Origin of the sequence: Klebsiella sp. RHBSTW-00215, from assembly GCF_014103785.1 — a bacterium.
GTDB lineage: Bacteria > Pseudomonadota > Gammaproteobacteria > Enterobacterales > Enterobacteriaceae > Klebsiella.
The window spans coordinates 651,340-663,525 of record NZ_JABXQS010000001.1 but is presented as its reverse complement, the minus strand read 5'-3'; the positions used below and the strand labels follow the sequence as shown (position 1 = coordinate 663,525).

Sequence of the window (12,186 nt, the reverse complement as noted above, 5' to 3'; positions counted from 1 at the left end):
ACAGTGGAATGTACAACTGAACGTAAACCTGTTTTCACTTTGCAGGTTAGCGAAGGAGAGGCGGCAAAAGCCGACGATCGCGCGGATGAAGTGGTGATCGGCGTCGGTCCGGCTTTTGATAAGTATCAGCATAAAACGCTGATTGATATGCCGCATGAAGCGATCCTGAAAGAACTGGTCGCCGGGATTGAAGAGGAGGGGCTGCATGCGCGAGTGGTGAGAATTCTGCGCACCTCGGATGTCTCCTTTATGGCCTGGGATGCGGCGAACCTTAGCGGTTCCGGTATTGGCATTGGTATTCAGTCGAAAGGAACTACGGTTATTCATCAGCGTGATTTACTGCCACTGAGCAACCTTGAGTTGTTCTCTCAGGCCCCGCTGCTGACGCTGGAAATCTATCGGCAGATTGGTAAGAACGCTGCGCGCTACGCACGTAAAGAGTCGCCCTCGCCGGTACCGGTGGTGAATGACCAGATGGTGCGGCCGAAGTTTATGGCTAAGGCTGCGCTGTTTCATATTAAAGAAACCAAACACGTGGTGCAGGATGCCGCGCCCGTCACGCTGCACATTGCATTAGTAAGGGAATAAGGATGAACGACAACATTATGACCGCTCAGGATTACCCGTTAGCGACCCGCTGCCCGGAGAAAATCCAGACCCCAACCGGGAAGCCGTTAACCGATATTACCCTTGAAAATGTGCTTGCGGGACGCGTGGGACCGCAGGATGTACGTATTTCTCAGCAAACGCTGGAGTATCAGGCGCAGATAGCTGAGCAGATGCAGCGCCATGCTGTGGCACGTAATTTCCGGCGCGCGGCAGAGCTGATTGCTATTCCGGATGCCCGCATTCTGGAGATCTACAACGCGTTGCGTCCGTTCCGTTCTTCTGTTGCAGAACTATTGGCCATTGCTGATGAGTTGGAGCACACCTGGCACGCCATAGTGAATGCCGGGTTTGTTCGCGAGTCGGCAGAGGTTTATCAGCAGAGAAATAAGCTGCGTAAAGGCAGCCAGTGACGGAGGGGGTATGCCGTTAATTGCAGGGATTGATATCGGCAACGCCACCACGGAAGTGGCGTTGGCGCAGCATGGCCGGTTTATCGCCAGCGGGATTGTCGCCACCACAGGCATGAAAGGCACGCGGGACAATATTGCCGGGGTGATAGCCTCCCTGCAGCAGGCGCTGGATAAAACGACCTGGTCTCTTAAGGACGTGGTGAAAATCTGCATCAATGAAGCTGCGCCAGTGATTGGCGATGTTGCCATGGAAACAATCACCGAAACCATCATTACTGAATCGACAATGATTGGTCATAACCCGCAAACGCCAGGTGGTATTGGCGTCGGAGTGGGAACCACGATCGGCATAGATAAACTGGCGTCGTTGAGCAGCGATCGGTTTACGCAGGGCTGGATCCCGCTGATTGGCGAAGAGATGGATTTTCTTGAAGCGGTCTGGTTGTTGAATGAGGCGCTGGATCGCGGCGTCAACGTGGTAGCGGCGATCCTGAAAAAGGACGATGGCGTGCTGGTCAATAATCGTCTGCGCAGAACGTTGCCGGTGATCGATGAAGTGACGTTGCTGGAGAAGGTTCCGGAGGGCGTACAGGCGGCGGTGGAAGTTGCGGCCCCGGGGCAGGTTGTTCGGGTGCTGTCGAATCCCTATGGCATCGCCACCTTCTTTGCCCTGACGCCGGAGGAAACCCAGACGATCGTCCCGATCGCAAGAGCGCTGATCGGCAACCGCTCTGCCGTGGTACTGAAAACCCCGCAGGGCGATGTGCAATCGAGAACGATCCCAGCGGGAAGGATCTTTATCAGCGGAGAAAAGCGCAGTGGTGAAGCCGATGTGGCGAAAGGGGCGCAGGCCATTATGCAGGCGATGAACACCTGTGCGCCTGTTCGCGATATTCGCGGTGAAGCCGGTACCCACGCGGGCGGTATGCTGGAGCGCGTACGTAAGGTGATGGCCTCACTGAGTGGGCACAACATGAGCACGATACATATCCAGGATCTGCTAGCTGTCGATACCTTTATTCCTCGCAAAGTGCTGGGCGGTATCGCCGGGGAATATTCGATGGAAAACGCCGTCGGTATTGCGGCGATGGTGAAATCCGATCGACTACAGATGCAAACGATCGCCAGTGAACTGAGCATGCGGCTGAATACAGCTGTTGAAGTGGGGGGTGTGGAAGCCAACATGGCAGTGGCTGGGGCGCTGACGACGCCAGGTTGCGCTGCACCGCTGGCGATCCTTGATTTAGGCGCAGGTTCTACCGATGCCGCCATTATCAATAGTGAAGGAACGGTGAAAGCTATTCATCTGGCCGGGGCGGGGAATATGGTCAGCCTGCTGATTAAAACGGAGCTAGGTCTGAGCGATCCGTTTCTGGCAGAAGAGATTAAAAAATATCCGCTGGCAAAAGTGGAGAGCCTGTTCAGTATTCGTCATGAAAACGGTGCGGTGGAGTTCTTTCGCGAACCGCTGAGCCCGTCGGTATTTGCCAAAGTTATGTATCTCAAAGATGGCGAACCGATCCCTATCGATAACCAGACTTCGCTGGAGAAAATTCGCCTGGTGCGTCGGCAGGCAAAGGAGAAGGTCTTTGTGACGAACTGCCTGCGTGCGTTGCGTCAGGTCTCGCCTGGTGGTTCCATTCGCGATATTACCTTTGTGGTGCTGGTCGGTGGTTCATCGCTGGATTTTGAAATTCCACAGATGATCACTGAAGCGTTGGCGCATTACGGCGTTGTTGCCGGGCAGGGCAATATTCGTGGGACGGAAGGGCCGCGAAATGCCGTAGCGACCGGGCTGGTGTTATCCGGGGAAGCGGGTTAGTTATTCAAAATAGCAGATAACATACTCATTATTTTATCTTTTTTATTCAGGATCCGACTATGAGCCAGACATCAACCTTACGCGGGCAGTGCATTGCGGAGTTTCTCGGTACCGGTTTACTTGTCTTCTTTGGCGCAGGCTGCGTTGCCGGGCTGAGAGTGGCGGGGGCCAGTTTCGGTCAGTGGGAGATCAGTATTATCTGGGGACTTGGCGTGGCGATGGCTATCTATCTGACCGCAGGCGTTTCCGGGGCGCATCTGAATCCGGCGGTTACCATTGCGCTGTGGCTGTTCGCCTGTTTTGAACGGCGTAAGGTTGTACCGTTTATTATGGCGCAGATGGCTGGGGCGTTCTGTGCGGCAGCGTTGGTCTACGGATTGTATCAAAACCTCTTTCTTGATACTGAGCTGGCGCAGCATGTTGTACGCGGTAGTGTGGAGAGCCTTAATCTGGCTGGCGTATTTTCAACCTACCCGAATTCACATATTACCTTCGCGCAGGCTTTTGCCATTGAAACCACTATTGCTGCGATCCTGATGGCGATGATTATGGCATTAACGGATGACGGTAACGGCATCCCGCGAGGCCCACTGGCACCGCTGCTGATTGGCTTGTTGATTGCGGTAATTGGCGCGTCGATGGGGCCACTGACCGGCTTCGCCCTTAATCCAGCTCGTGATTTTGGCCCGAAGATTTTTGCCTGCTTGGCAGGTTGGGGTGAGATTGCGTTTACTGGTGGGCGAACGATACCTTATTTTCTGGTGCCGCTGTTGGCGCCGGTTGTAGGAGCCAACATCGGGGCTTTTTTATACCGTAAGCTGATTGGTCGTCACTTGCCGTGTGAATGTAACTCGTAACCTGAGGATGAATTCCACATCGTTATTAGCGCATAAAAGCACCACGCAAGCGTTTGACTGAGGTCTGAATCAAATAAAGGCAACGTTCCCTTTGATATCCCGGCTGACTTGGGGTCATATTAGAAAGGTGTCTTTTACGCGGTTAATTTTAAGGATAAGAGCATGCCAACAGTCATTGATAAAGCATTAGATTTCATTGGTGGTATGAACACATCGGCATCAGTGCCGCATTCAATGGATGAAAGTACGGCGAAGGGAATTTTAAAGTATTTGAATGAGTTGGGGACTCCGGCGAGCGTAGCTGACGTGATGGCGCGCGGCGAAAAGGAGGGGTGGAATCCCGAGTTTACGAATAAAGTGGCCGGATGGGCGGAAAAAATCGCATCTGGTAACCGTATCGTTATCAAAAATCCTGAGTACTTCTCTTCTTATATGCGCGAGCAGCTCCAGGAACTTGTGTGAGCTAGTCGGTCAAAAAATTCTAACCCGACGCTTTCACCCTTGAGGTGAAGGCGTCAATCAGCGTTACCATTTTTTCCATTCACGATCCAATCTCTCCTGAATACTGGCGCATACCGGGCGACGACATCCTGGATGTTATCCATAAAAAAAGGACTCGCGATTTCTCGCAAGTCCTTGATATTTGGTGGCCCCTGCTGGACTTGAACCAGCGACCAAGCGATTATGAGTCGCCTGCTCTAACCACTGAGCTAAGGGGCCGTGGCGAGGGATTATAAAGTAACTGATGCCCGCAATCCAGCCTAAAACGCACGGCTGCTGTTTTTATAAACAATGTATTTTCAATCCTTTATAATTAGCTTTTGGTTATTGAGCTGGGGAAAACATGATTAACGATATTTTGGCGCCGGACCTGCGGGTGGTCTTTTGCGGTATCAATCCCGGGAAGTCTTCTGCCCATACCGGTTTCCACTTTGCTCATCCAGGCAATCGCTTCTGGAAGGTGATTCATCAGGCCGGGTTTACTGACCGCCTTCTGAAGCCTGAGGAGGAGCTACAGCTGCTGGATACCCGCTGCGGGATCACCATGTTAGTTGAGCGCCCGACGGTGCAGGCCAGTGAGGTTGAGCTGCTGGAGCTGCGCAGCGGTGGGCGGGAGCTGGTCAGAAAGATGGAAGAGTATCAGCCGCGCGCGCTGGCGATTCTCGGCAAACAGGCCTTTGAGAAAGCGTTTCAGGCCCGCGGTGCACGCTGGGGCAAGCAGCAGGTGACTATCGGCGCGACGGAGGTATGGGTGTTGCCAAATCCCAGCGGCCTCAACCGCGCGACGCTGGATAAACTGGTCGAAGCCTACCGGGAGCTTGATGATGCGCTGGCGACGCGAGGGCTTTAATGTACTTCCGGTAGTGATTCCAGATGAGTTTCGGATTCGCGTTTATCGGGGGCGATGTGAGGAAAGAGTCAATTATCAGAATATGCAGAGATAGCCACGATGCATATCAGTAGGCCGGGCAAAATTTTCTTTATCATTTACTCGCTCCTTTTTTCTATCATCAGTAGTAAAGATTCAAAAGCAAAGTTCAGAAAAGCCACCCGGTCTTTCTCAAGGTGACGAACAAGATACTCTTCTTTACTGGATGATTTCTCCACCAGCCCGGTAAGACAAAGCCAGAACAGCATGATCACATCCGTGATGGGGGCGTTTAACGTAAGTTCTTTTTGTTCAACTGCTCTGGAGATTTGTGCGGCGATAATCTGATTTATCTCTTCCCCGATCAGATAAATATCCATCAGCACTTTTCTATCGTCGGTTTCTTTTACGGAACAGCCAATTTTTCCTGTCATGCCCTGGAAATAGATAATACCGTCATCATGGATATCAATTAGTGCCTGACAAAACGCATGATAAAATTCGCGGAATGGATTCTGTCGGCTAGCAATGAGTTTTATTTGTTGGTGAAAACATACCATTCCATCGAGAATAAGATGATCCAGAATGTCTTGCTTACTCTCGAAATAGGTATAAAGCGTTGTCTTACTAAACCCTGCACCCTCTGCAATTTCGTCCATCCTTGTGCTTTCTACTCCACGGCTCAGAAAGAGCGTGTTCGCCGCCGTTAAGATAGCCATGCGATTAAAATCAGCCAGCTGAATCTTACGATGACTTCTCATTACTTTTCCTTGTAATATTTTTCTGTACTGAGCATTAAATGCTATATATGAACTGATAGTACAAAAGAAAAACTTTGAGTCCAGTTGTTTGCTTTTATTGGACAATTAATCGGAATATGACTCATATATATATTGAAATATTTATTTATTGTATTTTTATATTTTTCGGGGGAATGATTTTGATTAAGTAATAAAAAAGCCAGTCATTTGACTGGCTTTTTGACGAGCGTGGCGATAATTAATCGTCGAGGAAGCTACGCAGTACTTCAGAGCGGCTTGGATGACGCAGTTTACGCAGCGCCTTCGCTTCGATCTGACGGATACGTTCGCGGGTAACGTCAAACTGTTTACCCACTTCTTCCAGCGTGTGGTCGGTATTCATATCAATACCAAAACGCATACGCAGGACTTTCGCTTCACGGGCGGTGAGGCCTGCCAGAACGTCGTGAGTGGCGGCGCGCAGGCTCTCAGTGGTGGCAGAGTCCAGCGGCAGTTCGAGGGTGTTATCCTCGATGAAATCGCCCAGATGCGAATCTTCATCGTCGCCAATCGGCGTTTCCATGGAGATAGGCTCTTTGGCAATTTTGAGCACTTTACGAATTTTATCTTCCGGCATCAGCATGCGCTCGGCCAGTTCTTCTGGCGTCGGCTCGCGACCCATTTCTTGCAGCATCTGGCGTGAAATACGGTTGAGCTTGTTGATAGTCTCAATCATATGCACCGGAATACGAATGGTGCGCGCCTGGTCCGCGATAGAGCGGGTGATTGCCTGACGGATCCACCAGGTTGCGTAGGTGGAGAACTTGTAACCGCGACGGTATTCAAACTTATCTACCGCTTTCATCAGACCGATGTTGCCTTCCTGAATCAGATCGAGGAACTGCAGACCACGGTTGGTGTATTTCTTGGCGATAGAGATAACCAGACGCAAGTTCGCTTCAACCATCTCTTTCTTCGCACGGCGGGCTTTCGCTTCACCGATAGACATACGACGGTTGATGTCTTTGACCTGCTCAATGGTCAGGCCAGTTTCTTGTTCGATCTGCTGCAGTTTCATCAAGCTGCGCTGAACGTCGTCTTTAACGTCAAGCAGCTTCTCTGACCACGGTTTGTTCATGGCGATGGCCGCATTGAACCAGGTTTCGCTGGTTTCGTTGCCAGTGAACAGAGTGATGAAGTTTTTCTTCGGCATTTTGCACTGTTCAACGCACAGTTTCATGATGATGCGTTCTTGTGTACGAACGCGGTCCATCATGCTACGCATGCTGCCGACCAGGTAATCAAATTGCTTCGGTACCAGACGGAACTGTTTGAAAACTTCTGACAGTTTGAGAATTTCTTCCTGCGCTGCGGCGTGGCTACGACCTTTCGCTTTGATGGTATCGCGGGTTAGTTCGTACTGTGTACGCAGCTCACCGAATTTCGCGCGTGCCAACTCAGGGTCGATGCTGTTGTCGTCATCGCTGCTGTCGTCGTCTTCTTCTTCATCTTCGTCTTCGTCGTCATCCCTTTCTTCTTGAGAGAGTTCAGAACCGACGTGCGTCGCCGTTGGCGCCATCTCTTCTTCGGCGTTCGGATCGACGAATCCGGTGATGAGATCGGACAGACGCGCTTCTTCTGCTTCAACGCGATCGTACTGTTCCAGCAGATAGGTAATTGCTTCCGGGTATTCAGCAACGGAGCACTGAACCTGGTTAATCCCATCTTCGATACGTTTGGCGATGTCGATTTCGCCTTCACGCGTCAGCAGTTCGACGGTACCCATCTCGCGCATGTACATGCGCACCGGGTCAGTTGTACGGCCGATTTCAGATTCAACGCTGGAGAGAACCTGTGCAGCAGCCTCTTCCGCATCTTCGTCGGTATTGTTGCTATTTTCAGCAAGCAGCAGATCATCGGCATCCGGTGCTTCTTCCATCACCTGAATGCCCATATCGTTGATCATTTGGATGATGTCTTCGATCTGGTCGGAGTCGACGATATCTTCCGGCAGATGGTCATTGACCTCGGCATAGGTCAGATAGCCTTGCTCCTTACCACGTTGGACAAGAAGCTTCAGCTGTGACTGCGGGTTTTGCTCCATAAGACGGTATCCACACTTAATTCGTTTGATTGGTGTAAGCAGACGAGCTGCCAACATTTAAAGCGAGGGCGTACTTATATTATTGCCGCTGCGCCTCGAGCGGCTGTCGGGGTCTTCCCGAACGGTATTCGGCAGTTAAGCCGTTAAATTCATTTTTTTGCCAGTTCCTGACTGATAGTCCAGAGTTCCCGGCGTTCCTCACTGCTTAAACCGTGTGTGCGATCGCGAGCTATCAGCTCTTCCTGTCGCAGCTCAAGCAGTGAATCAAACATATGGTTGAGCGAGTCGGTGAAGGTTTTTTCAGCGATATCTTTATCTGCTATATCGTCCCACGTCGACAGTTTTTCAAGGGTCACGGCTTCATTTTTGCCGCGATACTGCTCTAAAAGTTGCCCGGTGGTCAGTCCTGGCTGAGATAAACACGTTTTGACCAGTTCGTTAAATAAACCAAGTCCGGGCATTTTACTTGGGTCCAGCCCTTCTAAAGGCGGTACTCGCGGGGCCAGATCCGGGTTTTGCACCAGCAATCCTATAAGTATACGCATGGTCGTGCGTTTTAGCTGCGGAGCAGGGCGTTGCGGGCCATTTTCGGACTGTTTTGGCATTAAACGTTCAAGCTGCGCATCATCTAAAATCCCCAGCTTGTTACCTAACTCCTGGCGCAGATAAATGCGCAGCGTTTCACCCGGCACCTGGGTTATCAGCGGCAGCGCTAAAGTGCTTAGCTGTGCGCGCCCGTCCGGAGTGCTCAAGTCTACCTGCGGCAGCAGGCTGTTGAACAAAAACGTGGAGAGCGGCTGAGCCTGCTCCATCCGCGCTTCAAATGCGGCTTTTCCCTCTTTACGCACTAGCGTATCCGGGTCTTCGCCATCCGGCAGAAACATGAAACGCAGCTGGCGTCCGTCGGTCATATACGGCAGCGCCGTTTCCAGCGCTCGCCAGGCGGCATCGCGGCCTGCCCGGTCGCCGTCGTAACAGCAAACGACCTGATTGGTAACCCGGAACAACAGCTGAATATGGTCAGCGGTCGTCGACGTACCTAACGACGCGACAGCGTAGTTAATATCGAACTGTGCCAGCGCAACCACGTCCATATAACCTTCGACCACCAGCAGACGAGACGGTTCAGCGTTATCCTGCTGCGCTTCATAAAGGCCGTACAGCTGGCGGCCTTTATGGAAAATATCGGTTTCCGGGGAGTTCAGGTACTTCGGCAAGGCATCGCCCAGCACGCGACCACCAAAACCAATCACCCGGCCTCGCTTATCGCGGATGGGGAACATCACCCGTTCGCGGAAGCGGTCGTAGCTGCGTCCCTTATCGTTGGTGACCAGCATGCCTGCATCAATTAGCGACTGACGATTTTCTTGATTGCCGCCAAAACGTTTTAAGACGTTGTCCCAACCGGGAGGGGCATAACCAATCGCAAAGCGCGTAATCACCTCGCTGCTTAAACCACGTTGTGCCAGATACTGGCGCGCGGGGTCAGCGGCGGGTTGCATCAGAGACTGTTGATAAAACGTGTTCAGACCATCCATCAACTGATAAAGATTCTGCCGCTGATGGCGCTCAATTTGGCTGGGTCCATTACCTGCTTCATACGGCACTTCGAGATTGTGCATGGCGGCAAGCTCTTCGACCGTTTCCACGAACTCGAGCTTGTCGTAGTTCATCAGGAAGTCGACAGCGTTGCCGTGCGCACCGCAGCCAAAGCAGTGATAAAACTGTTTTTCACCGTTGACGGTGAAAGAGGGGGTTTTTTCGTTATGGAACGGACAGCACGCGTGATAATTCTTGCCCTGCTTTTTCAGCTTTACCCGTGCATCGATCAGATCGACGATATCGGTACGCGCCAGCAGGTCATTAATAAAAACGCGAGGAATTCGTCCAGCCATAAGCCCCTGTTTTTTTGATGACTATAAACGAAAATAAGCCGCGCATTCCTTTCGGAAGCACGGCCTTACAACTACAACTCGGTCTGAATTGAGAGCTGAGCCCTCAATAGATTAGTACAGACGAGTGCGGCGTGCGTTTTCGCGAGCCAGTTTCTTCGCGTGACGTTTCACAGCAGAAGCTTTAGCGCGTTTACGTTCGGTAGTCGGTTTTTCATAGAACTCACGACGACGAACTTCCGCCAGAACACCTGCTTTTTCGCATGAACGTTTGAAGCGACGCAGTGCTACGTCGAACGGCTCGTTTTCACGTACTTTAATTACCGGCATGTAACTCTCACCTTTAATAAATTCGGTTTGCCGCTGGCATCAACGCCAGCTTATTTCAAAATGGTGCGGAATTTTACTGCAATTGCTGCTGCTTTGTAAAGCACCGATGCGATTTTGAAAGGGACTTTTATAAGGACAGGGAGTATACACGAAGTGAACGCCAGGGGGGAGGAAAGTTTTATACCCGTCGTCTTTCAGCCCGCAGGGGCGTTGGCTTTTCTCGCTTACCCCAGTCACGTACTTTCCGTACGCTCCGGGGGATGCGCTGCGTCGCCGCCTTCCTGCGGCCTGAAATTCTTAGGGTATACATCAACCGGCATTGGTCCTACACTGCGCGGTATTGAAATGAGGTAAAACAAGTCATGCGTGTACTGGGTATTGAAACATCCTGCGATGAAACCGGCATCGCCATTTACGACGACGAAAAAGGTCTGTTAGCCAACCAACTGTATAGTCAGGTGAAATTACACGCTGATTACGGTGGCGTTGTGCCCGAACTGGCTTCCCGCGATCACGTGCGTAAAACCGTGCCGCTGATCCAGGCTGCGCTAAAAGAAGCGAGGCTGACGGCAAAAGATATTGATGCCGTCGCGTATACCGCAGGCCCGGGTCTGGTTGGCGCACTGCTGGTAGGCGCAACCGTCGGACGTTCGCTGGCGTTTGCATGGAACGTTCCGGCGATCCCGGTGCATCATATGGAAGGGCATCTGCTGGCGCCGATGCTGGAAGACAATCCGCCGCAATATCCGTTTGTTGCGCTGCTGGTCTCCGGCGGCCACACACAGCTGATTAGCGTTACCGGCATCGGTCAATATGAACTGCTGGGCGAGTCGATTGACGATGCGGCGGGTGAAGCTTTCGATAAGACCGCTAAACTGCTGGGGCTTGATTATCCTGGCGGCCCGATGCTGTCGAAGATGGCCTCGCAGGGTACCGAAGGACGTTTTGTCTTTCCTCGCCCCATGACCGACCGTCCGGGACTGGATTTTAGCTTCTCTGGCCTGAAAACCTTTGCCGCGAACACCATTCGCAGCAACGACAATGACGATCAAACCCGCGCTGATATTGCCCGTGCTTTTGAAGATGCAGTGGTGGATACATTGATGATCAAGTGCCGTCGTGCGTTGGATCAAACCGGTTTTAAGCGTCTGGTGATGGCGGGGGGCGTCAGCGCTAACCGTACGCTGCGCGCGAAGCTGGCGGAGATGATGAAAAAACGCGGGGGGGAGGTGTTCTACGCTCGCCCTGAGTTCTGCACCGATAACGGTGCGATGATTGCCTACGCGGGTATGGTTCGCCTGCACTCCGGCGCGAAAGCCGAGCTCGGCGTGACCGTCCGTCCTCGCTGGCCGCTGGCGGAGTTACCGGCAGCGTAATTTTGCCGGGCCTACGGTTTTGTAGGCCCGGCAAACGAAGTGCCAGCGGGCAATAAACTACACCCGCAACATCCCTTTCTCTTCCAGAAAAGCAATGATCTTCGCCAGGCCGTCACCAGCTTTTAAATTGGTAAACGTCCACGGACGCTCGCCGCGCATGCGCATGGTATCGCGCTCCATCACTTCCAGAGACGCGCCCACATAAGGTGCGAGATCGGTTTTATTGATCACCAGAAAGTCAGATTTGGTGATCCCCGGCCCGCCTTTGCGCGGGATCTTCTCTCCTTCCGCGACGTCGATCACGTAGAGGGTAAGGTCCGCTAGCTCCGGGCTGAAGGTGGCGCTCAGGTTATCGCCGCCACTTTCCACGAAGATAAGATCGAGGTTGCCGAATTTTTCGCTCAGGGCTTCCACTGCGGCGAGGTTCATCGATGCATCTTCACGAATAGCAGTGTGCGGGCAGCCGCCGGTTTCAACGCCGACAATCCGCTCGGGCTCCAGGGCTCCGGCTTCGGTGAGGATCCGTTGATCCTCTTTGGTATAGATGTCGTTGGTCACCACCGCTAACTGATAAGTGTCGCGCATCGCTTTGCAAAGCGCTTCCAGCAGCGCGGTTTTACCGGAGCCGACCGGGCCGCCGACGCCGACGCGCAGCGGTTGCTTAATCGTGTTCATAC

The 12,186-nt window shown here is 52.4% G+C and carries 12 protein-coding genes and 1 tRNA gene; 7 read left to right on the top strand and 6 right to left on the bottom strand.

Annotation, left to right across the window (positions count from 1 at the left end; all coding sequences use genetic code 11):
- Positions 1-3: 3 nt before the first annotated feature.
- The 5 genes from HV127_RS03220 to HV127_RS03200 all read left to right on the top strand — a co-directional run bounded on the left by HV127_RS03220 (position 4) and on the right by HV127_RS03200 (position 4,160).
- Positions 4-588: a propanediol/glycerol family dehydratase medium subunit gene (locus tag HV127_RS03220; RefSeq protein WP_181484809.1), complete on the top strand. Its 585-nt coding sequence runs from the start codon at positions 4-6 to the stop codon at positions 586-588.
- 2 nt (positions 589-590) lie between these two features.
- Complete coding sequence (locus HV127_RS03215; protein ID WP_182234990.1) at positions 591-1,019, top strand: diol dehydratase small subunit; 429 nt, start codon at positions 591-593, stop codon at positions 1,017-1,019.
- A gap of 10 nt (positions 1,020-1,029) precedes the next feature.
- The gene (locus tag HV127_RS03210) at positions 1,030-2,841 is read left to right on the top strand and encodes a diol dehydratase reactivase subunit alpha (RefSeq protein WP_182234989.1); all 1,812 of its coding nucleotides are present in this window, start codon (positions 1,030-1,032) and stop codon (positions 2,839-2,841) included.
- Between the two features lie 59 nt (positions 2,842-2,900).
- Positions 2,901-3,698 (top strand): MIP/aquaporin family protein, encoded by a 798-nt coding sequence (locus tag HV127_RS03205; protein ID WP_182234988.1) that lies wholly within the window; start codon positions 2,901-2,903, stop codon positions 3,696-3,698.
- 162 nt (positions 3,699-3,860) lie between these two features.
- Entirely contained in the window at positions 3,861-4,160 is a 300-nt protein-coding gene (locus tag HV127_RS03200) for a DUF1889 family protein (RefSeq protein ID WP_182234987.1), read from the top strand.
- 182 nt (positions 4,161-4,342) lie between these two features.
- Here the strand turns inward: HV127_RS03200 and HV127_RS03195 are convergent.
- Positions 4,343-4,418: transfer RNA gene (locus HV127_RS03195), tRNA-Ile, on the bottom strand.
- 124 nt (positions 4,419-4,542) lie between these two features.
- On the opposite strand from HV127_RS03195, the gene mug reads away from it, so the two are divergent.
- A complete protein-coding gene (gene mug / locus HV127_RS03190; protein WP_110272997.1) occupies positions 4,543-5,049 on the top strand; it encodes a G/U mismatch-specific DNA glycosylase in 507 nt (168 codons plus the stop codon).
- Positions 5,050-5,186: 137 nt separating this feature from the next.
- Here the strand turns inward: mug and HV127_RS03185 are convergent, their stop codons facing one another.
- The 4 genes from HV127_RS03185 to rpsU all read right to left on the bottom strand — a co-directional run bounded on the left by HV127_RS03185 (position 5,187) and on the right by rpsU (position 10,133).
- Positions 5,187-5,828, bottom strand: a complete 642-nt coding sequence (locus tag HV127_RS03185) for a TetR/AcrR family transcriptional regulator (RefSeq protein WP_182234986.1) — start codon at positions 5,826-5,828, stop codon at positions 5,187-5,189.
- 238 nt (positions 5,829-6,066) lie between these two features.
- Entirely contained in the window at positions 6,067-7,911 is a 1,845-nt protein-coding gene (gene rpoD / locus HV127_RS03180; RefSeq protein ID WP_110273000.1) for an RNA polymerase sigma factor RpoD, read from the bottom strand.
- 149 nt (positions 7,912-8,060) lie between these two features.
- Positions 8,061-9,806 (bottom strand): DNA primase, encoded by a 1,746-nt coding sequence (dnaG, locus tag HV127_RS03175; protein WP_182234985.1) that lies wholly within the window; start codon positions 9,804-9,806, stop codon positions 8,061-8,063.
- Positions 9,807-9,917: 111 nt separating this feature from the next.
- Positions 9,918-10,133 carry a 30S ribosomal protein S21 gene (gene rpsU / locus HV127_RS03170; RefSeq protein ID WP_001144069.1) on the bottom strand — a complete coding sequence of 72 codons (216 nt, stop codon included), beginning with the start codon at positions 10,131-10,133 and terminating at the stop codon, positions 9,918-9,920.
- 362 nt (positions 10,134-10,495) lie between these two features.
- On the opposite strand from rpsU, the gene tsaD reads away from it, so the two are divergent.
- A complete protein-coding gene (tsaD, locus tag HV127_RS03165; protein ID WP_112213683.1) occupies positions 10,496-11,509 on the top strand; it encodes a tRNA (adenosine(37)-N6)-threonylcarbamoyltransferase complex transferase subunit TsaD in 1,014 nt (337 codons plus the stop codon).
- 57 nt (positions 11,510-11,566) lie between these two features.
- On the opposite strand, the gene ureG is transcribed toward tsaD, so the two are convergent.
- Positions 11,567-12,184: an urease accessory protein UreG gene (gene ureG, locus HV127_RS03160; RefSeq protein ID WP_182234984.1), complete on the bottom strand. Its 618-nt coding sequence runs from the start codon at positions 12,182-12,184 to the stop codon at positions 11,567-11,569.
- Positions 12,185-12,186 lie beyond the last annotated feature (2 nt).

Bases quoted from the DNA above. Each gene is read 5' to 3' on its own strand.
- rpoD (WP_110273000.1), bottom strand. From the start codon at position 7,911: ATGGAGCAAAACCCGCAGTCACAGCTGAAGCTTCTTGTCCAACGTGGT.
- tsaD (WP_112213683.1), top strand. From the start codon at position 10,496: ATGCGTGTACTGGGTATTGAAACATCCTGCGATGAAACCGGCATCGCC.
- ureG (WP_182234984.1), bottom strand. From the start codon at position 12,184: ATGAACACGATTAAGCAACCGCTGCGCGTCGGCGTCGGCGGCCCGGTC.
- HV127_RS03215 (WP_182234990.1), top strand. From the start codon at position 591: ATGAACGACAACATTATGACCGCTCAGGATTACCCGTTAGCGACCCGC.
- HV127_RS03200 (WP_182234987.1), top strand. From the start codon at position 3,861: ATGCCAACAGTCATTGATAAAGCATTAGATTTCATTGGTGGTATGAAC.
- HV127_RS03205 (WP_182234988.1), top strand. From the start codon at position 2,901: ATGAGCCAGACATCAACCTTACGCGGGCAGTGCATTGCGGAGTTTCTC.
- mug (WP_110272997.1), top strand. From the start codon at position 4,543: ATGATTAACGATATTTTGGCGCCGGACCTGCGGGTGGTCTTTTGCGGT.
- HV127_RS03210 (WP_182234989.1), top strand. From the start codon at position 1,030: ATGCCGTTAATTGCAGGGATTGATATCGGCAACGCCACCACGGAAGTG.
- dnaG (WP_182234985.1), bottom strand. From the start codon at position 9,806: ATGGCTGGACGAATTCCTCGCGTTTTTATTAATGACCTGCTGGCGCGT.
- HV127_RS03185 (WP_182234986.1), bottom strand. From the start codon at position 5,828: ATGAGAAGTCATCGTAAGATTCAGCTGGCTGATTTTAATCGCATGGCT.
- rpsU (WP_001144069.1), bottom strand. From the start codon at position 10,133: ATGCCGGTAATTAAAGTACGTGAAAACGAGCCGTTCGACGTAGCACTG.